Origin of the sequence: Pseudomonas mosselii (assembly GCF_019823065.1) — a bacterium.
Taxonomy (GTDB): Bacteria; Pseudomonadota; Gammaproteobacteria; order Pseudomonadales; family Pseudomonadaceae; genus Aquipseudomonas; species Aquipseudomonas mosselii.
The window spans coordinates 792,730-814,163 of record NZ_CP081966.1 but is presented as its reverse complement, the minus strand read 5'-3'; the positions used below and the strand labels follow the sequence as shown (position 1 = coordinate 814,163).

Annotated in this window: 19 protein-coding genes; 13 read left to right on the top strand and 6 right to left on the bottom strand. The window is 65.8% G+C overall.

The annotated features are described in order from the left end of the window. Positions 1–83 precede the first annotated feature (83 nt). The gene (locus tag K5H97_RS03665; protein WP_028691223.1) at positions 84–362 is read left to right on the top strand and encodes a TfoX/Sxy family protein; all 279 of its coding nucleotides are present in this window, start codon (positions 84–86) and stop codon (positions 360–362) included. 171 nt (positions 363–533) lie between these two features. Here the strand turns inward: K5H97_RS03665 and K5H97_RS03660 are convergent, their stop codons facing one another. The 4 genes from K5H97_RS03660 to K5H97_RS03645 are packed head-to-tail and all read right to left on the bottom strand — an operon-like array spanning position 534 to position 4,116. Beyond that, positions 534–1,418, bottom strand: a complete 885-nt coding sequence (locus K5H97_RS03660; RefSeq protein ID WP_028691224.1) for a ChaN family lipoprotein — start codon at positions 1,416–1,418, stop codon at positions 534–536. 12 nt (positions 1,419–1,430) lie between these two features. Continuing rightward, entirely contained in the window at positions 1,431–2,198 is a 768-nt protein-coding gene (locus K5H97_RS03655; RefSeq protein ID WP_028691225.1) for a heme ABC transporter ATP-binding protein, read from the bottom strand. Beyond that, on the bottom strand, positions 2,198–3,181 hold the full coding sequence (locus tag K5H97_RS03650; RefSeq protein WP_169740504.1) for a FecCD family ABC transporter permease: 984 nt from the start codon (positions 3,179–3,181) through the stop codon (positions 2,198–2,200). The genes K5H97_RS03655 and K5H97_RS03650 overlap by 1 nt, the downstream gene beginning before the upstream one ends. Positions 3,182–3,231: 50 nt before the next feature. Further along, entirely contained in the window at positions 3,232–4,116 is an 885-nt protein-coding gene (locus tag K5H97_RS03645) for a heme/hemin ABC transporter substrate-binding protein (protein ID WP_028691227.1), read from the bottom strand. A 161-nt stretch (positions 4,117–4,277) separates the two neighbouring features. On the opposite strand from K5H97_RS03645, the gene K5H97_RS03640 reads away from it, so the two are divergent. Next, positions 4,278–4,595, top strand: a complete 318-nt coding sequence (locus K5H97_RS03640; protein ID WP_028691228.1) for a Rieske (2Fe-2S) protein — start codon at positions 4,278–4,280, stop codon at positions 4,593–4,595. On the opposite strand, the gene sfsA is transcribed toward K5H97_RS03640, so the two are convergent. Together sfsA and K5H97_RS03630 are read right to left on the bottom strand one after the other, a co-directional pair. Then, positions 4,585–5,298 carry a DNA/RNA nuclease SfsA gene (gene sfsA, locus K5H97_RS03635; RefSeq protein WP_028691229.1) on the bottom strand — a complete coding sequence of 238 codons (714 nt, stop codon included), beginning with the start codon at positions 5,296–5,298 and terminating at the stop codon, positions 4,585–4,587. The genes K5H97_RS03640 and sfsA overlap by 11 nt on opposite strands. Before the next feature lie 3 nt (positions 5,299–5,301). After that, entirely contained in the window at positions 5,302–6,474 is a 1,173-nt protein-coding gene (locus K5H97_RS03630) for a pyridoxal phosphate-dependent aminotransferase (RefSeq protein WP_028691230.1), read from the bottom strand. A gap of 212 nt (positions 6,475–6,686) precedes the next feature. On the opposite strand from K5H97_RS03630, the gene dksA reads away from it, so the two are divergent. From dksA to acs, 11 genes are all read left to right on the top strand, one after another. Continuing rightward, entirely contained in the window at positions 6,687–7,130 is a 444-nt protein-coding gene (gene dksA / locus K5H97_RS03625) for an RNA polymerase-binding protein DksA (RefSeq protein WP_028691231.1), read from the top strand. A 100-nt stretch (positions 7,131–7,230) separates the two neighbouring features. Beyond that, positions 7,231–8,118: a tRNA glutamyl-Q(34) synthetase GluQRS gene (gene gluQRS / locus K5H97_RS03620; protein ID WP_028691232.1), complete on the top strand. Its 888-nt coding sequence runs from the start codon at positions 7,231–7,233 to the stop codon at positions 8,116–8,118. A 224-nt stretch (positions 8,119–8,342) separates the two neighbouring features. Next, positions 8,343–8,519, top strand: coding sequence for a hypothetical protein (locus K5H97_RS03615; RefSeq protein ID WP_003250005.1), 177 nt, complete (start codon positions 8,343–8,345; stop codon positions 8,517–8,519). After that, positions 8,503–11,478 (top strand): sensor histidine kinase, encoded by a 2,976-nt coding sequence (locus tag K5H97_RS03610; protein ID WP_028691233.1) that lies wholly within the window; start codon positions 8,503–8,505, stop codon positions 11,476–11,478. Before K5H97_RS03615 ends, K5H97_RS03610 begins: the two co-directional genes overlap by 17 nt. 4 nt (positions 11,479–11,482) lie before the next feature. Next, positions 11,483–12,925 (top strand): sigma-54-dependent transcriptional regulator, encoded by a 1,443-nt coding sequence (locus K5H97_RS03605; protein WP_028691234.1) that lies wholly within the window; start codon positions 11,483–11,485, stop codon positions 12,923–12,925. A 762-nt stretch (positions 12,926–13,687) separates the two neighbouring features. After that, entirely contained in the window at positions 13,688–15,082 is a 1,395-nt protein-coding gene (locus K5H97_RS03600) for a polynucleotide adenylyltransferase PcnB (protein ID WP_028691235.1), read from the top strand. A 2-nt stretch (positions 15,083–15,084) separates the two neighbouring features. Further along, complete coding sequence (folK, locus tag K5H97_RS03595) at positions 15,085–15,564, top strand: 2-amino-4-hydroxy-6-hydroxymethyldihydropteridine diphosphokinase (RefSeq protein ID WP_028691236.1); 480 nt, start codon at positions 15,085–15,087, stop codon at positions 15,562–15,564. Between the two features lie 250 nt (positions 15,565–15,814). Beyond that, on the top strand, positions 15,815–16,615 hold the full coding sequence (panB, locus tag K5H97_RS03590) for a 3-methyl-2-oxobutanoate hydroxymethyltransferase (RefSeq protein WP_028691237.1): 801 nt from the start codon (positions 15,815–15,817) through the stop codon (positions 16,613–16,615). Beyond that, on the top strand, positions 16,612–17,475 hold the full coding sequence (panC, locus tag K5H97_RS03585; protein ID WP_028691238.1) for a pantoate--beta-alanine ligase: 864 nt from the start codon (positions 16,612–16,614) through the stop codon (positions 17,473–17,475). Before panB ends, panC begins: the two co-directional genes overlap by 4 nt. Before the next feature lie 188 nt (positions 17,476–17,663). Next, complete coding sequence (pgi, locus tag K5H97_RS03580; RefSeq protein WP_028691239.1) at positions 17,664–19,328, top strand: glucose-6-phosphate isomerase; 1,665 nt, start codon at positions 17,664–17,666, stop codon at positions 19,326–19,328. A 156-nt stretch (positions 19,329–19,484) separates the two neighbouring features. Beyond that, complete coding sequence (gene acs, locus K5H97_RS03575; protein ID WP_028691240.1) at positions 19,485–21,419, top strand: acetate--CoA ligase; 1,935 nt, start codon at positions 19,485–19,487, stop codon at positions 21,417–21,419. Positions 21,420–21,434: the final 15 nt, after the last annotated feature.

Genomic DNA, 21,434 nt, shown 5'->3' with positions numbered 1-21,434 from the left:
TTATTCACAACCCCCGCTACACTCCTCATTGACCTGCTCGCGATTTATCCCCACGACCCGTTCAGCCATCGCAAGGAGGCTCGATGAACGATGAATTGCAGCATCTGAAAAACCTTGGCAAGACCTCCGCGCAATGGCTGCACGCCGTCGGTATCCACAGTGCTTCGGACCTGCGCCGGCTCGGCGCGGTGGGTGCCTATCAAGCCGTGAGAACGCGAGGATTCCGGGCTTCGAAGGTGTTGTTGTACGCCATCGAGGGGGCCCTGCTGGACATGCACTGGAACGACCTGCCGGCCGAACGCAAGCAAGCGCTGAACCAGCAGCTCGACGCGAAGTGCCCGGCACAGAAAAACGAAAAATAATTCGCAAAAGGCATTGACCTCGTAATGAGAATCGTTATGATTATCACAACTGGTCGCGAGACTGGTTGGGTAACCTGAATGCTCCCTGGTTCGGACGCTCAGATTATCTCCTCATCAGGCTAATCACGGTTATTGACCCGGCACTTTGCCGGGTCTTTTTTTGCCCGCGATTCAGTGCGCCTTGCGCAGCTGGGCGCAGTAGTCCTGCTCCGGCGTCGCCGGGGTATACCAGACGAAGTCAGCCATGGCTGGCTCGACCGCCTCCCCCACTTCCGCCAGCAACAGCACCGTGCCCTCGGCATTGGCGCCGAGATCGGCCAGGTGCAGGGGCACGCCCAGGTCCTTGCGCGCATGGTAGCTGCCGGTGAGCAGCAGTGCCGGCTGTGGCGCGGCCAGCAGCCGCTCGGCGATGCGTCGGTCACGCTGCTGCTGCACCGCCAGCATCGCCGGTAGCTGGCTTTCCGGCAGCAGGTTGCAGTGGCCGGCGCGCACCTGGGCCAGCAGCGCCTGCACCACTGCCGGCGCATTGGAGCGCTCGCCCGGGGGTGTCGCTGGCTGCCGATAGGCCTGGCGGACTTCCTCCGGCGACAGGTTAGCGGCCAGCAGCGGGTAAGGTTGGGCCAGGGCCTCGCGGACCATCGGCCCGTACAGCGCCCAGTTCCAGCCGGGCTGCCAGTCGAGGGCCTTGGGCAGGTCGGCTGCCGGCGACACCTTGCCCTTCTGCGCATCGACCAGGGCCTGCTGTCGCGGCTCGAGCATTTCCAGCAGCAGGCTGCCCTGTGGCCGGCGGCTCTCCAGGGCACGCAGCAACCAGAGCTGCAGGCGGTGGTGGTCGGGATTGTCGTGCTTTTCACCCACCAGCACCCGTGGCGCATCGGCCAGGCGCTGGACCAACTGCCCGGGGCTCAATGCCTGGCCGCTGGACAAGTCGATGATCCGTCCCAACTGGGCGTTGGCACGGCCCTCGGTACCCTGCCAGGCCGGCACGGGTGGCAGGCTCGCCTGGCAACCACCCAGCGCCAGCACCAGACAGATGGACAGCAGGGGATGGCGCATGGTGCAAGCCTCTTAGCGAGTGATGATCAGCGGATGGCCGCGCTCCGGGTGCGGCTGGACCAGGACATCGATACCGAACACTGCCCGCAGCGCCGCCGGCGTCAGCACCTGTTGCGGCGTATCCAGGGCATGGCAGCGGCCCTGCTCCAGCAGCAGGATATGGTCACAGTAGCGCGCCGCCAGGTTCAGGTCATGCAGGATCACCAGCACCGCCGCGCCACGGTCGGCGAAGCTGCGCACCGCCTGCAGCGTGGTGTGCTGGTGCAGCGGATCGAGCGCGGAGGTGGGCTCGTCGAGCAGCAGCGTGGTGCCGGGCTCGCCGGGCCACAGCTGGGCCAGCACCCGCGCCAAGTGCACGCGCTGGCGTTCGCCGCCGGACAGCGCCAGGTAGCTGCGCTCGACCAGATACCCCGCATCCGCCGCCGCCAGCGCCGCATCGACGATCTCCCGGTCACGCTGACGGCCGCTGGCATGGGGCAGTCGACCTAAGCCGACCACCTCATCGACACTGAATGCAAAGCCCAGGCTGGACACCTGCGGCAACACCGCCAGTCGCCGTGCCCGTTCCTGGCCCGGCCAGCCATCAAGGCTGCGACCATCGAGTTGCACCTGCCCGGCGCTGGGCGCCAGTTCGCCACACAGGGCGCCGAGCAGGCTGCTCTTGCCGGCACCGTTAGGCCCGAGCACGCCGAGGACCTGCCCGGGCCGCAGCGTCAGGTTGATGTCGTGCAGCACTTGGCTGCCACCACGCTTGAGAGACAGCCCTCGGACGTCGAGCATCAGCTGCGCACCTTCACCAGCAGGAACAGGAAGAATGGCGCCCCGATGAACGCGGTGACAATGCCGATAGGCAATTCCGCCGGGGCCAGGGCCAGGCGCGCGATCAAGTCGGCGAACAGCAGCAGGGTACCGCCCGCCAGCAACGAGGCCGGTAACAGCACCCGGTGGTCCGGTCCCGCCACCAGCCGCACCAGGTGCGGCACCACCAGGCCAATGAAACCGATCAGGCCGGCGGCGGCAACCGCCGCCCCCACGCCCAGCGCCGTGCAGAACACCAGTTCGCGCTTGAGCCCTTCGACCTCGATGCCCAAGTGACGGGCTTCCGACTCGCCCAGCAGCAAGGCGTTGAGTGCCTGCGCCCGGCGCGGCAGCCACAGGGCCACGGCCGCCGCCACCAGCAGCAGGGGCCATAGCCGCTCATAGCTGGCGCCGTTGAGGCTGCCCAGGTTCCAGAACGTCAGGGTGCGCAGCGTGGCATCGTCGGCCAGGTAGGTGAACAGGCCCACCGCTGAGCCGCCGAGCGCGGTCATCGCGATACCGGCCAGGAGCATGGTGGCCACATTGGTCTGGCCGTCACGCCGCCCCAGGCGGTAGACCATCGCCGTCACGCCCAGCCCACCGACGAAGGCGCAGAGCGACAGCAGGTAAGGCGCGAACCAGTCGGGAATGCCCCCCAGCCAACTGCCGCCGACGATCGCCACCGCCGCGCCCAGGGCGGCGCCACTGGCGACGCCGACCAGCCCCGGGTCGGCCAGCGGGTTGCGGAACAGCCCCTGCATCGCCACCCCGGACAACGCCAGCACGGCACCGACCGCCAGCCCCAGCAGGGTGCGCGGCAGGCGGATCTGGCCGAGGATCATCTCGGCCTGCTCCAGGCCTTCGCCGGGCACCGGCAAGCCGACCAGGCGCAGGCCGGCGCGCAGGGTATCGAGCAACGGCAGGCTGACCGGGCCCAGCGCCAGCGACAGCCAGACCGCGAGCAGGCACAGCAACGCCAGGGTAATGAACAACGTACGTGGTCGAACCCGCTGCCTCATGGGGTGAAGCTGGCCTTGGCGGCAGGATAGAAGCTGGCGGCCAGCTCATGCAGGGTGGCCGGCAGGCGTGGGCCCAGGCCGCCGACCAGCAGCGTCGGGTCGAGCGACAGCAGGCGCTTGTCGCGCGCCGCGCGCGAAGTCGCCAGGGTCGGGTTTTCCTTGATCAGTGCCTGCAAGGCCTGCTCGCCGCTGAGGGCTCGGTCGGAGAACACCACCACGTCCGGATTCAGCGCGGCGAGGGCCTCCACCGAGAAGTTCTTGTAGCCCTGGTGATCGGCGAGGTTGCGTCCTCCCGCCTGGCGCAGCACCCAATCCCCGGCGGTACCCTGCCCCGCGATCATCGGCTTGGCGCCGGCATGGCCGATCAGCAGCAGGACACCGGGCGCCTTGTGCCCGGCCTGGGCCTGTTCGACCTCCTTGTGCAGCACCTCCAGTTGCCGACGATAGTCGGAGGCCAGTGCCTGGGCCTTCTTCTCGTCATCCAGCAACGCCCCCAGGTGCTTGAGGTTTTCGTCCACCGCATCAAGCTCAGCCTTGCTGGAGAACAACTCGACTCGTACCCCGGCCTTGCGGATCTGCGCCAATACTGGCGGCGGCCCCATCTCCTCGGTACCCACCAGCACATCGGGGCGCAGGCTGAGGATGCCCTCGGCCGACAACTGGCGCTGGTAGCCGATGCTGGGCAGCGCCTTGAGCGACTCGGGGTGTTGGCTGGTGGTGTCGACACCGACCAGCCGCTGCTCTCCGCCCAGGGCGCTGATCCACTCGCTCAGGGCACCACCGGCGCTGACCCAGCGCTGCGGCAGCTCGGCGGCCATGGTGTGGGCGGACAGGGCAAGACCGGCGCACAGGGCAATCAAAGCAGCGGGACGGCGCATCATCGGATTCCTTTGCAGAGGGCGGGCAGCACACCTTGTGGCGGGCGGCACAAGTGCGCACCATAGACAGCCTGGCGCGACGAATGCGGGCAATTTGATAATTATTCGCATTGAAGCGTCAAGCCATCCCTTTGTCACACGGCTTAACCGGAAACTCCGCTGCAATGCATTTTCTCTGCGCCTCCAACGACCTCGCCGAGGGCCATAGCCGCGCCTTCAGCGTAGCCGGCGTGCCGCTGTTCGGCGTGCGCCGCCAGGGCAAGGTCCACCTCTACCGCAACCGCTGCCCGCACCGGGGCATCCCGCTGAACTGGGCGGCGGACAGCTTTCTCGACGACAGCGCGAGCCTGATCCAGTGCGCCCATCACGGGGCCCAGTTCCTCATAGAAAGCGGCGAATGCATCACTGGCCCCTGCGCGGGCGAGTGGCTGGAGGCCCTGGACTGCCGGGAAGACAGCCAGGGCATCTGGCTCACGGAGTGAGCAGCACCGGCAGCGGACGGTCGATGACCAGTTGCTGCGCATCCAGGCGGGTGCCGTAGGCCAGTACCTCGACCCCTTGCGCCACGGCGGCGCGCAGGGCCTGGGCATAGGCGGCGTCGATCTCCTCGGCAGGGCGCACGGCCTCGATGCCGGTCAGGTTCACGCAATACAGCTGCACCGCGCGGATCCCCTGGCGCGCCAGGGTGGCCAGCTCGCGCAGGTGCTTGGCACCGCGCTGGGTGACGGCGTCGGGGAAGGCCGCCACCGGCGTGTCGGGGTAACCCAGGGTCACGCTCTTGACCTCGACATAGGCCTTGGCTCCGTCGGCATATTCCAGGTAGAAGTCGATCCGGCTGCGCTCCTCGCCATAGGCCACCTCACGCTTGAGCGTGGTGAAGCCGGCCAGCTCGCCGACCACGCCGGCGCGCAGGGCCTCCTCCACCACGGCGTTCGCGCGCCCGGTATTGACGCAGGCCAGCCGGCCCTGGGGCGTTTCGCTGATTTCCCAGGTACCCGGCAACTTGCGCTTGGGGTCGTTGGAGCGGCTGAACCACACCTGCCCGCCCTCGTGCATGCAATTGAGCATGGAGCCGGTGTTGGGGCAGTGGATGGTGATCTGCTCGCCACTGGCCAGCTCGATGTCGGCCAGGAAGCGTTTGTAACGGCGCAGCAGGCGCGCCTGTTCCAGGGGCGGAAACTGCATCGGTCAGCCCTGCCAGCTCTGCAGGCCACGGGCGATGCGCTGTACCGCCTCTTCCAGGCGCGGCAGGCTCTGGGTGTAGGCGAAACGCACATGATGACCGGCCTGGTGTCGGCCAAAGTCCAGGCCCGGGGTAAACGCCAGGTGCTCGGTTTCCAGGAAATGCCGGCAGAACGCGAAGGCATCGCCGCCAAACGCGCTGATGTCGGCATACAGATAGAAGGCCCCTTGGGGTTCCACGGCAATGCCGAAGCCCAGCCCGCGCAAAGCCGGCAGCAGGTAGTCGCGGCGACGGGCGAACTCGGCGCGGCGCTCCTCGAGGATGGCCAGGGTTTGCGGCTCGAAGCAAGCCAGCGCGGCGTGCTGGGCCATGCTCGGGGCACTGATGTAGAGGTTCTGCGCCAGCTTTTCCAGGTCGCCCACCGCCGACGGCGGTGCCACCAGCCAGCCCAGGCGCCAGCCGGTCATGCCGAAATATTTGGAAAAACTGTTGAGGACGAATGCCTCATCGTCCACCTCCAGCACGCTCGGCGCATCCATGCCGTAGGTGAGACCGTGGTAGATCTCGTCCACCACCAGATGCCCATGACGCTCGCGGGTGGCCTTGGAAAGGCTGGCCAGCTCGTCGCGGTCGAGCACCGTGCCGGTCGGGTTGGCCGGCGAGGCGACCAGGGCGCCGACGGTGTCCTTGTCCCAATGGCGATCGACAAGATCGGCGGTCAACTGGTAATTGACGTCCGGCCCCACCGGCACCAGTTGCGCACCGCCTTCGACCAGGCGCAGGAAATGCCGGTTGCACGGATAACCCGGGTCGGCCAGCAGCCAGTGCTTGCCCGGATCGACCAGCAGGCTGCTGGCCAGCAGCAGCGCGCCGGAACCGCCCGGGGTGATGAGCACGCGCTCTGGATCGAGGTCCACACCGTAGCGCTGGCCATAGAACCCGGCGATCGCCTCGCGCAGTTGCGGCAGGCCACGGGCCGCCGTGTAGCGGGTGTGCCCGGCGGCCAGGGCGGCCTGGCCGGCGGCGACGATCGGCGCGGCGGTGGTGAAGTCCGGCTCGCCGATCTCGAGGTGAATCACGTCGTGGCCCGCGGCCTGCAGCTCGTTGGCACGGGCCAGCAGGGCCATGACGTGGAAGGGTTCGATGGCGCGACTGCGCGCACTGTGTGGCTGAGCCATGGGCCTTCTCTCAATTGGGTCTAAACTGGTGATTCTACCTGTGCACGCCAACGAACGCGCCGGTGATGCCGCTGTCAAAAGCAGGCATAGGGCGGGGTAGCGCACCCCGGATCTATCTGGTAAGTTCGGCGGCTCGCAGTCGCAGGGCCGGCGGGCGCCGGAGATGGAAGCAGCCTGCGCATTGGATCAGATGAGTGAGAGGCGGTCTATTCATGTCCACCGTAGAAAAGCAAAAAGTCCAGACCATGTACGGTGTCGAACCCTACGTAGAGACCAAGGGTGAGGAGTACATGGGCGAGCTCATGAAGCAGCACTTCACCAAGCTCCTCAACGCCTGGAAAGGCGAGCTGATGGTCAGCGTGGATCGCACCGTGGACCACATGAAGGACGAAGCAGCCAACTTCCCCGACCCGGCGGACCGTGCCAGCCAGGAAGAAGAATTCGCCCTGGAGCTGCGCAACCGCGATCGCGAGCGCAAGCTGATCAAGAAGATCGACAAGACCCTCGACAAGATCAAGGCCGACGAGTACGGCTGGTGCGATTCCTGCGGCATCGAGATCGGCCTGCGCCGCCTCGAAGCCCGTCCGACCGCCGACCTGTGCTTCGACTGCAAGGAAATTGCAGAGAAGAAGGAAAAGACTGTCGGTAAAGGCTGATCCCGGACCCTCGCAGACGGGGCGTATCGGTTGTGGAAGCAGGCTAGCCCGCTTTCTACGACGGGTACGCCCCGTCTTCATTTATATAGCTGTGCAATCCATGAACGACTCCCGCTACATCGGCCGCTTCGCCCCCACCCCCAGCGGCTTCCTGCACTTCGGCTCGCTAGTCGCCGCCCTCGCCTCCTGGCTCGACGCCCGCGCCGTCAACGGTCGCTGGCTGCTGCGCATGGAAGACACCGACCCGCCCCGGGAGATGCCCGGCGCCCGTGACGCGATCCTGCAGACACTGGAGCGCTACGGGCTGGAGTGGGACGACGAGGTGGTGTTCCAGAGCCAGCGTCACGATGCCTATGCCACGGTAGTCGACCGCCTGTTCAACATGGGCCTGGCCTATGCCTGCACCTGCTCGCGCAAGCAGCTGGAAGGCCACAACGGCATCTACCCGGGTTTTTGCCGCAACGCCGGGCACGCCCGCGAAGGCGCGGCGATCCGTCTGCGGGTGCCGGAGCTGATCTACCGATTCAGCGACCGGGTCCAGGGCACGTTCGAGCAACACCTGGGGCGCGAGGTGGGCGACTTCGTCATCCAGCGTCGCGACGGGCTGTATGCCTACCAGCTGGCGGTGGTGCTGGACGATGCCTGGCAGGGTGTCACCGATATCGTGCGCGGAGCCGACCTGCTGGACAACACGCCGCGCCAGCTGTACCTGCAGGAGTTGCTGGGGTTCTCGCAGCCGCGTTACCTGCACATTCCATTGATCGTGCAGCCGGACGGGCACAAGCTGGGCAAGTCGTACCGCTCGCCACCACTGGAGGCGGACCAGGCGACGCCATTGCTGCTGCGCGCCCTGCGGGCATTGGGACAGCAGGCAGATCCGGCACTGGCGGGGGCCAGCCCACGTGAAGTGCTTGCGGCGGCCCGGCAGCAATGGCGGCCGGAGCAAATTGCGCGGCAGATGACGGTGCCCGAGGCGCAATTGCGCTAAAGCAGTACCGACCCTATCGCGGGGCAAGCCCGCTCCCACGCAGACCACATTGGCATCGTGGGAGCGGGCTTGCCCCGCGATAGGGCCAGAACACGCAATACCAAAATCAAAAGCCCAACAAATTCAACCCCTTGGCGAACCCTACCGATTCCCGCTAGCATCGCCCCAGCCATTTGCGCCAATAATAAGTCCAAGCCCGCAGCGCCCAACCCATCGAGGCCAGCATGTACATCTATCGTTTGGTCCTGCTTCTGGTCGTGGGGATCTATCTGTTCTCCCCGGCCATCATGGACTGGTGGATCGAGCCGACCGGAGCCTGGTACCGCCCCTACCTGCTCTGGCTGATCCTGATCGTCGTCACCTTCATCCTGCAGAGCCAACGAGATGCCGATGAGCTTTAGTCTGACCCAGATGATCCTGATCAGCGCCGCCTACCTGCTGGTGCTGTTCGGCGTGGCCTGGATCAGCGAACGTGGGCTGATCCCGCGCGCGGTCATCCGCCACCCCTTGACCTACACCCTGTCGCTGGGCGTCTATGCCAGTGCCTGGGCCTTCTATGGCTCGGTCGGCCTGGCCTACCAGTACGGCTACGGTTTCCTCGCCTGTTACCTGGGTGTGTCGGGGGCGTTCCTACTGGCACCGGTGCTGCTCTACCCGATCCTCAAGATCACCCGCACCTATCAGTTGTCGTCGCTGGCCGACCTGCTGGCATTCCGGTTCCGCAGCACCTGGGCCGGCGCGCTGACCACCATCTTCATGCTGATCGGCGTGCTGCCGCTGCTGGCCCTGCAGATCCAGGCGGTGGCCGACTCGATCAGCATCCTCACCGGCGAGCCGGTCAAGGCGCGGGTGGCGTTCGCCTTCTGCGTGCTGATCGTGCTGTTCACCATCTTCTTTGGCTCGCGCCATATCGCCACCCGCGAGAAGCACGAAGGCCTGGTCTTCGCCATCGCCTTCGAGTCGGTGATCAAGTTGCTGGCCCTCGGCGGCGTCGGCCTCTACGCGCTGTACGGCGTGTTCGGCGGCCCCCACGGCCTGGAAGTCTGGCTGCTGCAGAACCAGACCGCCCTCGCCGCCCTGCACACGCCACTGCAGGAGGGGCCGTGGCGCACCCTGCTACTGGTGTTCTTCGCCTCGGCGATCGTCATGCCGCACATGTACCACATGGCCTTCACCGAGAACCTGAGCCCACGCTCGCTGGTCAGCGCCAGCTGGGGCCTGCCGCTGTTCCTGCTGCTGATGAGCCTGGCCGTGCCGCTGGTGCTGTGGGCCGGCCTGCGCCTGGGCGCCAGCACCAACCCCGAGTACTTCACCCTGGGCCTGGGCATCGCCGCCAACAACGAAGCGCTGGCGCTGCTGGCCTATGTCGGCGGGCTGTCGGCCGCCAGCGGGCTGATCATCGTCACCACCCTGGCGCTGTCGGGCATGGCCCTGAACCACCTGGTGCTGCCGCTGTACCAGCCGCCAGCCGAAGGCAACATCTACCGCTGGCTGAAATGGACCCGTCGGGCCCTGATCGTCGCCATCATCACCGCCGGCTTCGTCTTCTACCTGACCCAGAACACCCACCAGAGCCTGGCCAACCTGGGCATCGTCGCCTTCGTCGCCACCTTGCAGTTCCTGCCCGGCGTGCTTTCGGTGCTGTACTGGCCGACCGCCAATCGCCGCGGCTTCATCGCCGGGCTGCTGGCCGGCATGCTGGTGTGGATGGTGACCATGCTGCTGCCACTGCTGGGCAACCTGCAGGGCTTCTACATCCCGCTGCTGGACATGATCTACGTGCTGGACGACACCAGCTGGCACATGGCGGCCATCGCCTCGCTGGCGGCCAACGTCCTGCTGTTCACCCTGATCTCGCTGTTCACCAACGCCAGCAGCGAAGAAGTCAGCGCCGCCGAGGCCTGCGCGGTGGACAACGTGCGTCGCCCGCAGCGCCGCGAGCTGCACGCTGCCTCGCCCCAGGAGTTCGCCACCCAGCTGGCCAAGCCACTGGGCGCCAAGGCCGCGCAGAAGGAGGTCGAGCAGGCCCTGCGCGACCTCTACCTGCCCTTCGACGAACGCCGCCCCTATGCCCTGCGCCGCCTGCGCGACCGCATCGAGGCCAACCTCTCCGGCCTGATGGGCCCGAGCGTGGCCCAGGACATGGTCGAGACCTTCCTGCCCTACAAGTCCGGCAACGAGAACTACGTCACCGAGGACATCCACTTCATCGAGAGCCGCCTCGAGGACTACCACTCACGCCTGACCGGCCTTGCAGCCGAGCTCGACGCCCTGCGCCGCTACCACCGCCAGACCTTGCAGGAACTGCCCATGGGCGTGTGCTCGCTGGCCAAGGACCAGGAGATCCTGATGTGGAACAAAGCCATGGAGGAGCTCACCGGGATCGCCGCCAAGCACGTGGTCGGTTCACGCTTGGTGACTATCGGCGAACCCTGGCGCGGCCTGCTGCAAGGCTTCATCAACGTGCCCGACGAGCACCTGCACAAGCAGCGGCTGGCACTCGATGGCCAGCCGCGCTGGCTCAACCTGCACAAGGCGGCCATCGATGAGCCGCTGGCCCCGGGCAACAGCGGCCTGGTGCTGCTGGTCGAGGACCTCACCGAGACCCAGGCGCTGGAAGACAAGCTGGTGCACTCCGAACGACTGGCCAGCATCGGCCGCCTGGCGGCGGGGGTGGCCCACGAGATCGGCAACCCGATCACCGGCATCGCCTGCCTTGCGCAAAACCTGCGCGAGGAGCGCGAAGGCGACGGCGAGATCATCGAGTTGTCCAGCCAGATTCTCGAACAGACCAAGCGCGTGTCGCGCATCGTCCAGTCGCTGATGAGCTTCGCCCATGCCGGCGGCAGCCAGCAGAACAGCGAGGAGCCGGTGTGCCTGGCCGAAGTCGCGCAGGACGCCATTGGTCTGCTGGCGTTGAACCGGCGCAATTTCGAAGTACAGTTCTTCAACCTCTGCGACCCGCAGCACTGGGTCGAGGGCGACCCGCAGCGCCTGGCCCAGGTACTGATCAACCTGCTTTCCAACGCCCGCGACGCCTCCCCGCCCGGCAGCGCCGTGCGCGTGCGCAGCGAAGTGAACGAACACACCGTCGACCTGATCGTCGAGGACGAAGGCAGCGGCATCCCGAAAAGCATCATGGACCGCCTCTTCGAACCCTTCTTCACCACCAAGGACCCGGGCGAAGGAACCGGACTGGGGCTCGCTCTGGTCTATTCCATCGTGGAAGAGCATTATGGGCAAATCACCATCGACAGCCCGGCCGACATCGAGCGCCAACGTGGTACCCGGATCCGCGTGACCCTGCCCCGGCATGTCGTAGCGACGTCCCCTGAAATTCGAGACCGTCGAGAGAATTGAATCAATGCCGCACATTCTGATCGTCGAAGACGAAACCATCATCCGTTCGGCCCTGCGTCGCCTGCTTGAACGGAACCAGTACCAGGTCAGCGAAGCCGGCTCGGTGCAGGAAGCCCAGGAACGCTTCAGCATTGCCACCTTCGATCTGATCGTCAGCGACCTGCGCCTGCCGGGCGCCCCGGGCACCGAGCTGATCAAGCTCGGCCAGGGCACACCGGTGCTGATCATGACCAGCTACGCCAGCCTGCGCTCGGCGGTGGACTCGATGAAGATGGGCGCGGTGGACTACATCGCCAAGCCCTTCGACCACGACGAGATGCTCCAGGCCGTGGCCCGCATCCTGCGCGACCGACACAACGCCCCGGCCACCGCGCCTGCCGCCGAACCTCGTGCCGCCAACGCCAAGGCCGTCAGCGACAAGGCCGGTAGCGCGGCCGCCAACGGCGAGATCGGCATCATCGGCTCGTGCCCGCCCATGCAGGACATGTACGTCAAGATTCGCAAGGTCGCCCCGACCGACTCCAATGTGCTGATCCAGGGCGAGTCGGGCACCGGCAAGGAGCTGGTCGCCCGCGCCCTGCACAACCTTTCGCGCCGGGCCAAGGCACCGATGATCTCGGTAAACTGCGCGGCGATTCCGGAAACGCTCATCGAATCGGAGCTGTTCGGCCACGAGAAGGGCGCGTTCACCGGTGCCAGCGCCGGGCGCGCGGGCCTGGTCGAGGCCGCCGACGGCGGCACCCTGTTCCTCGACGAGATCGGCGAACTGCCCCTTGAGGCCCAGGCCCGCCTGCTGCGCGTGCTGCAGGAAGGCGAGATCCGCCGGGTCGGTTCGGTGCAGTCGCAGAAGGTCGATGTGCGCCTGATCGCCGCGACCCACCGCGACCTGAAGAACCTGGCCAAGGCCGGGCAGTTCCGCGAAGACCTGTACTACCGCCTGCACGTAATTGCCCTGAAGCTGCCGGCCCTGCGCGAGCGCGGCAGCGACGTCAACGAGATCGCCAATGCCTTCCTCGCCCGCCAGAGCGCGCGCATCGGCCGCGACGACCTGCATTTCTCCCACGAGGCCGAGCAGGCCATCCGTCACTACAGCTGGCCGGGCAACGTGCGCGAACTGGAGAACGCCGTGGAGCGCGCGGTGATCCTTAGCGAGAGCGCGGAAATTTCTGCCGAGCTGCTGGGCATCGACATCGAGCTGAGCGACCTGGAAGACGACGACGTACTGGACAACCTGCCGAGCCTGGCCAGCGCCAACAACGCCAGCCACGAGCCGACCGAGGACCTGTCGCTGGAGGACTACTTCCAGCATTTCGTTCTCGAGCACCAGGACCATATGACCGAGACCGAACTGGCGCGCAAGCTGGGCGTCAGCCGCAAATGCCTGTGGGAGCGCCGCCAGCGCCTGGGCATCCCGCGGCGCAAGAGCAACGCCACCAGCGACAATTGATTCAACGCCGACAGATCGCGGGGAATGCCCGCTCCCACGCCAGCCTTGCCTGGTCCGTGGGAGCGGGCATTCCCCGCGATGCGTTTGCGCGGTAACACATCAGTTCCCGCAAAAATCTGTTACCCCACCCTGTCAGGCGTAACATCTCCGAGGCGTAAGGTAACGAAATTTCTACATTTGCCCCGCCCCAAAACCTGCCTGTATCACTGAACCCCCCGATTTCATTGGGTTTTCAAAAGTTGGCACGGCACCTGCTATATGTCTGGTACAAGAACAATAACAAGCACTGCAACTCAGAATAAGAACAAGACGAAACGACTCACGCACAATAAGAACAAGACGGCGGAGGCGCAGCTAACTGATTCTTTTGGAGAGGCGTTGTGTTTGGGGCTTGCCCCACGATCAGGCAGAGAACAACAAAAACTGCACTAAAAAGCAGCACCTGAACTGATTGGATCGACAGATCAGCATCAACTCGGCGACCAAAGCAATCCGTTTGCTCTTCACCCCTGGTTTGGGGGTCGTCCACAAGCTTTCAGATTTGTGGACAGGGCATTCAACAAAAACAAGAAGCCCGTAAAAAAAACAATAAGAGCACGCAACGACTTGATGGGGAGCTTCGGCTCCCCATGTCGTTTCTCCCCTTCGTATCACCCCCTGCGACACCGCCTACACCATTCCCCCAGTAAATGCTAGAATCCCCGCCCATCATGCGGCCATTCTCCTATCCTTGGCCGATCATTCCTTCAAACAGTGCATCCCATGCTGAAGAAGCTGTTCCAGTCGTTCCGCCCGCCCGTTCGTGGCCAGCACCACAGGCGCACCACGCCTGAAGTGATCAACAAGAGCCAGCACTCGCTGCAGCGCAGCCAGTTCAGCCGCCATGCCGTGAGCATCGTCGAGCGTCTGCAGGCAGCCGGTTACCAGGCCTACCTGGTCGGTGGCTGTGTCCGCGACCTGCTGCTGGGCATCACGCCCAAGGACTTCGACGTCGCCACCAGCGCCACGCCCGAGCAGGTCCGCGCGGAGTTCCGCAACGCCCGCATCATCGGTCGGCGCTTCAAGCTGGTTCACGTGCATTTCGGCCGTGACATCATCGAGGTCGCCACCTTCCGTGCCCCGCACTCGGATGAAGACCAGTCCGATAGCCACCGCTCGTCGCATAACGCCAGCGGCCGCATCCTGCGCGACAACGTATACGGCACCCTGGAAGAAGACGCGCAACGCCGCGACTTCACCATCAACGCCCTGTACTACGATCCGGTCAGCGAGCGCATCCTCGACTACGCCAACGGTGTCCATGACATCCGTAATCGTCTGCTGCGCCTGATCGGCGACCCCACGCACCGCTACCAGGAAGACCCGGTACGCATGCTGCGCGCCGTGCGCTTTGCCGCCAAGCTGGACTTCGGCATCGAGAAGCACACCGTGCAGCCAATCCGCGAGCTGGCGCCCATGCTGCGTGACATTCCGCCGGCACGCCTGTTCGAGGAAAGCCTCAAGCTGTTCCTCAACGGCCAGGGCGCGATCACCTTCGAGATGCTGGTCGACCTGCAACTGTTCGAGCCGCTGTTCCCAGCCAGCAGCCAGGCCCTGGAAGAGCGCCCGACCTACACCCACACCCTGATCAGCCAGGCCCTGAGCAACACCGACCTGCGCGTCAAACAGGGCAAGCCGGTGACCCCGGCGTTTCTCTTCGCCGCCCTGCTCTGGCCGGCCCTGCCGGGACGTGCGCTGTACCTGCAGAGCCAAGGCGTGCCGCCGATCCCGGCCATGAACGGCGCGGCCCACGACCTGATCGCCGAGCAGTGCGCGCGCATTGCCATTCCCAAACGCTTCACCCTGCCGATCCGCGAGATCTGGGACATGCAGGAGCGCCTGCCACGGCGCAGCGGCAAGCGCGCCGACATGCTACTGGACAACCCGCGCTTCCGCGCCGGCTACGACTTCCTGCTGCTGCGTGAAAGCGCCGGCGAGGAAACCGACGGTCTGGGCGAATGGTGGACCGACTACCAGGACGCCAACGACAGCCAGCGCCGCGACATGATCCGCGAGCTAGGCAGCCGCGACGACGGTGCCGGCGGCACTGCCGGCCCACGCAAGCGCAAGCGCAGCGGCGGCAAACGCAAGCGCGACGACGAGCAGGCCTGGGACTGAGCATGAACACCCGTGCGTTCATCGGCTTGGGCAGCAACCTGGATGAGCCCGCCGAGCAGCTGCGCAGCGCCCTGCAGGCGCTGGACCTGATCGCCGACACCCGCCTGGCGGCGGCCTCGGCGCTCTACACCAGCGACTCGCTGCTGCCCGGCCAGCCGCGCTACACCAATGCCGTGGCGGCCATCGACACGGCCTTGGCGCCGCTGGAGCTGCTTGACGCGCTGCAAGCCATCGAGAACGACCAGGGCCGCGTGCGCCAGGAGCGCTGGGGCCCACGCACCCTCGACCTCGACGTGCTGTTGTTCGGGGACCAGGTCATCGACGTGCCGCGCCTGCAGGTGCCGCACTATCACATGCATGCCCGCCCCTTTGTGCTGTACCCGCTCGCCGAGCTGGTGCCCGCCGAATTCCGCCTCGCCGACGGTCGCGCACTGGCGCAGCTGCTCGAAGATTGTCCGTTCGTCGGCCTGGAACGCCTGTAATTCGGGCGTTTCCGACCGCGGTAACGCCAGTAACACCGGTGCCGTAACAATGCGGTAACACGCCTGGTTGACTTCCCCCACCTCGCTCACGACTATAGGCGTCCCGCGGCGCCACTCTGCCGCAATCACCCATTTAGGCCCGGACGGACCTGTGCCCGAACATCACAGACGATGATGTGCCGCTCCGGAAGATGAATACACGCGTTGTACGCAGTTGTTGTTCACAGCGCCTGAACGAGGATTCCCCTACATGCCTGAAGTAACCCTGACCACCCTGCACGGCCTGAAGGCCAAGGGCGAAAAAATCACCATGCTGACCTGCTACGACGCGACCTTCGCCAAGGTCGCCAGCCAGGCCGGCGTGGAAGTCCTGCTGGTGGGCGACTCCCTGGGGATGGTCCTGCAGGGCCATGACAGCACCCTGCCCGTCACCAACCGCGACATGGCCTACCACACGGCGTGCGTCAAACGCGGCAATGATGGCGCGCTGATCCTCGCCGACCTGCCGTTCATGGCCCATGCCACTCCCGAACAGGCCTTTGCCAACGCCGCCGAACTGATGCGCGCCGGCGCCCACATGCTCAAGATCGAAGGCGCCGCCTGGCTGGCCGAAACCATTCGCCTGCTGGCCGAGCGCGGCGTGCCGGTGTGCGCGCACATGGGCCTGACCCCGCAGACGGTCAATGTGCTGGGGGGCTACAAGGTCCAGGGTCGCCAGGAAGCCCAGGCCCGGCAAATGCGCGCCGACGCCATCGCCCTGGAGCAGGCCGGCGCGGCCATGCTGCTGCTTGAGTGCGTGCCCAGCGAACTGGCGGCGGAAATCACCCAGGCGGTAAGCATTCCGGTGATCGGCATCGGCGCCGGCAGCGCCACCGATGGCCAAGTGCTGGTCCTGCATGACATGCTCGGGCTGTCGCTCAGCGGCCGTGTGCCGAAGTTCGTGAAGAACTTCATGGCCGGCCAGCCGGACATCCAGAGTGCCCTGGCCGCCTATGTCCGTGCGGTCAAGGAAGTCAGTTTCCCAGGCAGCGAACATGGGTTCAGCGCATGAATACCGTCAAGACCGTCCGTGAACTGCGCGCCGCCGTAGCCCGCGCCCGTGGCGAAGGCAAGCGCATCGCCTTCGTGCCGACCATGGGCAACCTGCACAGCGGCCACGCCGCCCTGGTGACCAAGGCCGCCCAGCGCGCCGACTTCGTGGTCGCCAGCATCTTCGTCAACCCGCTGCAGTTCGGCGCCGGCGAGGATCTGGACAAGTACCCCCGCACCCTCGCCGCCGACCAGGAAACACTGCTCCAGGCCGGCTGCCACCTGCTGTTCGCCCCCACCGTCGAGGAGATGTATCCCGACGGCATGGCGGTGCAGACCCGGGTGAGCGTGCCGCAGCTCTCCGAAGGCCTGTGCGGCGCCAGCCGCCCCGGCCACTTCGAAGGCGTGGCGACGGTGGTCAGCAAGCTGTTCAACATGGTCCAGCCGGACTTGGCCGTGTTCGGCGAAAAAGACTTCCAGCAACTGGCGGTGATCCGCGCCATGGTGCGCGACCTGAACATGCCGATCCAGATCATCGGCGAGCCGACCGTGCGCGCCGAGGACGGCCTGGCGCTGTCGTCGCGCAATGGCTACCTGACGCCAGAACAGCGAGCCACCGCCCCGGCGCTGTACCGCACCCTGAACGGCATCGCCGAGGCCCTGCGCCATGGCCAGCGCGATTTCGCGGCACTGATCGCCGAGGGCCAGGCGCAACTGGAAGCGGCAGGCCTGCGCAAGGACTACCTGGAAGTGCGCCACGCCCTGACGCTGCGCCCGGCGATGATCGACGACCGTGACCTCGTGGTGATCGCGGCGGCGTACCTGGGTAATACCCGTCTGATCGACAACATATACCTGCACCTGGAAGAGCAGACCGCCTGACATCCGCGCGTGGGCGCGGCGAATCGTCGCCCCACGCACGCCAGGTATCCAGGCGGTGACAATTTTTAATCCACACCGTTTGCCTCGCCCCATTCCCGCCTTGGCGCCAATGCCTATAATGTCCAGCTTGCAACCGGCAACGAATGCCGCTGTCCAAGCCTGACCATGCACCAAGGAAACCACCCGCAATGGCGTATTACCGTACCCCCCACGATGTGACGGCGCTGCCCGCCTGGCAGGCGCTTCAGCAACACCGCGACGCCATGCAGGGCTTCAGCATGCGCGAAGCCTTCGCCGCCGACGGCAAGCGCTTCGAGCAGTTCTCCTTGAGCAGCTGCGGCCTGTTCCTCGACTACTCGAAGAACCTGATCACCGAGCAGACCCGTGACCTGCTGGTGAACCTGGCCAAGGAAGTCGACCTGGAAGCGGCCATCAAGTCGATGTTCAGCGGTGAGATCATCAACGCCTCCGAAGGCCGCCCGGTGCTGCATACCGCCCTGCGCCGCCCGGTCGGCGACAAGCTCAGCGTGAACGGCGTCAACGTGATGCCGGAAGTGCACAAGGTACTGAACCAGATCACCGAACTGGTCGGCCGCATCCACGACGGCCTGTGGCGCGGCTACAGCGAAAAACCGATCACCGACGTGGTCAATATTGGCATCGGTGGCTCGTTCCTCGGCCCCGAGCTGGTCTCCGAGGCGCTGCTGCCCTACGCCCAGCGCGGCGTGCGCTGCCACTACCTGGCGAACATCGACGGCAGCGAGTTCCACGAGCTGTCGGCCAACCTGCGCGCCGAGACCACCCTGTTCATCGTCTCGTCGAAGTCGTTCAACACCCTGGAAACCCTGAAGAACGCCCAGGCCGCGCGCACCTGGTACCTCGCCCAGGGCGGTTCGGAGGCAGAGCTGTACCGTCACTTCATCGCCGTGTCGAGCAACAAGGCCGCGGCCGTGGCCTTCGGCATCCGCGAAGAGAACATCTTCCCGATGTGGGACTGGGTCGGCGGCCGCTACTCGCTGTGGTCGGCCATTGGCCTGCCAATCGCCCTGGCCATCGGCACCGCCAACTTCAAGGAACTGCTGTCCGGCGCCTACACCATGGACCAGCACTTCCAGACCGCGCCGTTCGAAAAGAACATGCCGGTGCTGCTGGCCCTGCTGGGCGTGTGGTACGGCAATTTCTGGGGTGCCCAGGCCCATGCGATCCTGCCGTACGACCACTACCTGCGCAACATCACCAAGCACCTGCAGCAGCTGGACATGGAATCCAACGGCAAGAGCGTTCTGCAGGACGGCAGCCCGGTGAAGACCGACACTGGCCCGGTGATCTGGGGCGGCGTCGGCTGCAACGGCCAGCACGCCTACCACCAGTTGCTGCACCAGGGCACCCAGCTGATCCCGGCCGACTTCATCGTTCCGGTGGTGAGCTTCAACCCGGTGGCGGACCACCATCAGTGGCTGTACGCCAACTGCCTGTCGCAGAGCCAGGCGCTGATGCTCGGCAAGACCCGCGAGGAAGCCGAGACCGAGCTGCGCGCCAAGGGCCTGAACGAGGCCGATATCGCCAAGCTGGCACCGCACAAGGTGATCCCGGGCAACCGTCCGAGCAACACCCTGGTGGTCGAGCGCATCAGCCCGCGCCGTCTTGGTGCGCTGGTGGCGATGTATGAGCACAAAGTGTTCGTGCAGAGCGTGGTCTGGGGCATCAACGCCTTCGACCAGTGGGGCGTCGAGCTGGGCAAGGAACTGGGCAAGGGTGTCTACCAGCGCCTGGTCGGCGCCCAAGAGGACAACGCCGAGGATGGTTCGACCCAGGGCCTGATCAACTACTTCCGCGGCCGTCACCGCGGCTGATCGACCAGCAAGACCAATCGCGGGGCAAGTCGCATCGGTGCGCCGATGCGACTTGCCCCGCGATGCTTTGCACCCGGGAACACCCCCACCTTCTACACTGTCCATCGAATAAGCCGTTGCAGTCCCTCGCCCCTAACAAGAGCAGGACCACCCGCCATGTTCGATCTCCGCGACTATCCCCAAGCCCTGGCCGTGAGCCAGTCCGCCGCCCTCAGCGACGACGACTACCGCCGCCTCTACCGCCAGTCGGTGGATGCCCCCGACACCTTCTGGGCCGAACAGGCCAGGCGCCTGGACTGGATCAAGCCCTGGTCGAGTGTGCAGCAATGCGACCTGAACACTGGCAGCGCCCGCTGGTTCGACGGCGCCCAGCTGAATGTCAGCCTTAACTGCATCGATCGCCACCTGGCCCAGCGCGGCGAGCAGACCGCCCTGCTCTGGGAGGGCGACGATCCCGCGGACAGCAAGGCCATCAGCTACCGCGAACTGCACCGCCAGGTCTGCCGCCTGGCCAACGCCCTGAAAGCCCGTGGCGTGAAAAAAGGCGACCGGGTTTGCATCTACATGCCGATGATCCCCGAAGCCGCCTACGCCATGCTCGCCTGCACGCGCATCGGCGCCATCCATTCGGTGGTGTTCGGCGGCTTCTCCCCCGACGCACTGCGCGACCGTATCCTCGACGCCGACTGCCGTACAGTGATCACCGCCGACGAAGGCGTGCGTGGCGACAAGCGCATCCCCCTCAAGCAGAACGTCGACAAGGCCCTTACCAGTTGCCCGGCGGTGAGCAGCGTATTCGTGATCAAGCGCACCGGCGCTGACGTGGCCTGGAGCGAAAGCCGCGACCTCTGGTACCACGAGGTGACGGAAAAAGCCGGTGACGACTGCCCGGCCGAACCGATGAACGCCGAGGACCCGCTGTTCATCCTCTACACCTCGGGCAGTACCGGCAAACCCAAGGGTGTGCTGCACACCACCGCTGGCTACCTGCTGCAGGCGACCATGACCTTCAAGGTCGTGTTCGACTACCGTGACGGCGAGGTGTTCTGGTGCACCGCCGACGTCGGCTGGGTCACCGGCCACAGCTATATCGTCTACGGCCCGCTGGCCAATGGCGCGATCTCGCTGATGTTCGAGGGCGTGCCCAACTACCCCGACACCTCGCGCTTCTGGCAGGTGGTCGACAAGCACCGGGTGAACATCTTCTACACCGCGCCCACCGCCCTGCGCGCGCTGATGCGCGAAGGCTCCGAGCCCTTGCAAAGTACCTCGCGCCAGAGCCTGCGCCTGCTCGGCAGTGTCGGTGAGCCGATCAACCCGGAAGCCTGGGAATGGTACTTCGAGGCCGTCGGACAGAAACGCTGCCCCATCGTCGACACCTGGTGGCAGACCGAGACCGGCGGCATCATGCTCACCCCCCTCCCCGGCACGCCAAGGCTCAAGCCGGGCTGCGCCACCCAGCCGATGTTCGGCGTGCAACCGGTACTGCTGGACGACAAAGGCAAGTTGATCGAAGGCCCCGGCGCCGGGCTGCTGGCGATCAAGGCCAGCTGGCCCGGGCAGATCCGTAGCGTCTACGGCGACCACCAGCGCATGGTCGACACCTACTTCAAGCCGATGCCCGGCTACTACTTCACCGGTGACGGAGCCCGCCGCGACGCCGATGGCGACTACTGGATCACCGGGCGCATCGACGACGTGATCAATGTCTCCGGCCACCGTATCGGCACCGCCGAGGTGGAGAGCGCCCTGGTGCTGCACGACAGCGTCGCCGAGGCCGCCGTGGTCGGTTACCCCCATGACCTCAAGGGCCAGGGGGTATACGCCTTCGTCACCCCCATGAACGGCGTCGTGCCGGACGACGCGCTCAAGGCCGAACTGCTGGCCCTGGTCAGCAAGGAGATCGGCAGCTTCGCCAAGCCTGAACTGATCCAGTGGGCGCCCGCACTGCCCAAAACTCGTTCGGGCAAGATCATGCGGCGCATCCTGCGCAAGATCGCCTGCAACGAACTGGACAACCTGGGCGACACGTCCACCCTCGCCGACCCGAGTGTGGTCCAGGGGCTGATCGACAAACGCCTGAATCAGTAAGCAGCTTCACAGGGC

Bases quoted from the DNA above. Each gene is read 5' to 3' on its own strand.
- K5H97_RS03665 (WP_028691223.1), top strand. From the start codon at position 84: ATGAACGATGAATTGCAGCATCTGAAAAACCTTGGCAAGACCTCCGCG.
- K5H97_RS03660 (WP_028691224.1), bottom strand. From the start codon at position 1,418: ATGCGCCATCCCCTGCTGTCCATCTGTCTGGTGCTGGCGCTGGGTGGT.
- K5H97_RS03655 (WP_028691225.1), bottom strand. From the start codon at position 2,198: ATGCTCGACGTCCGAGGGCTGTCTCTCAAGCGTGGTGGCAGCCAAGTG.
- K5H97_RS03645 (WP_028691227.1), bottom strand. From the start codon at position 4,116: ATGATGCGCCGTCCCGCTGCTTTGATTGCCCTGTGCGCCGGTCTTGCC.
- K5H97_RS03640 (WP_028691228.1), top strand. From the start codon at position 4,278: ATGCATTTTCTCTGCGCCTCCAACGACCTCGCCGAGGGCCATAGCCGC.
- sfsA (WP_028691229.1), bottom strand. From the start codon at position 5,298: ATGCAGTTTCCGCCCCTGGAACAGGCGCGCCTGCTGCGCCGTTACAAA.
- K5H97_RS03630 (WP_028691230.1), bottom strand. From the start codon at position 6,474: ATGGCTCAGCCACACAGTGCGCGCAGTCGCGCCATCGAACCCTTCCAC.
- dksA (WP_028691231.1), top strand. From the start codon at position 6,687: ATGTCCACCGTAGAAAAGCAAAAAGTCCAGACCATGTACGGTGTCGAA.
- gluQRS (WP_028691232.1), top strand. From the start codon at position 7,231: ATGAACGACTCCCGCTACATCGGCCGCTTCGCCCCCACCCCCAGCGGC.
- K5H97_RS03615 (WP_003250005.1), top strand. From the start codon at position 8,343: ATGTACATCTATCGTTTGGTCCTGCTTCTGGTCGTGGGGATCTATCTG.
- K5H97_RS03610 (WP_028691233.1), top strand. From the start codon at position 8,503: ATGCCGATGAGCTTTAGTCTGACCCAGATGATCCTGATCAGCGCCGCC.
- K5H97_RS03605 (WP_028691234.1), top strand. From the start codon at position 11,483: ATGCCGCACATTCTGATCGTCGAAGACGAAACCATCATCCGTTCGGCC.
- K5H97_RS03600 (WP_028691235.1), top strand. From the start codon at position 13,688: ATGCTGAAGAAGCTGTTCCAGTCGTTCCGCCCGCCCGTTCGTGGCCAG.
- folK (WP_028691236.1), top strand. From the start codon at position 15,085: ATGAACACCCGTGCGTTCATCGGCTTGGGCAGCAACCTGGATGAGCCC.
- panB (WP_028691237.1), top strand. From the start codon at position 15,815: ATGCCTGAAGTAACCCTGACCACCCTGCACGGCCTGAAGGCCAAGGGC.
- panC (WP_028691238.1), top strand. From the start codon at position 16,612: ATGAATACCGTCAAGACCGTCCGTGAACTGCGCGCCGCCGTAGCCCGC.
- pgi (WP_028691239.1), top strand. From the start codon at position 17,664: ATGGCGTATTACCGTACCCCCCACGATGTGACGGCGCTGCCCGCCTGG.
- acs (WP_028691240.1), top strand. From the start codon at position 19,485: ATGTTCGATCTCCGCGACTATCCCCAAGCCCTGGCCGTGAGCCAGTCC.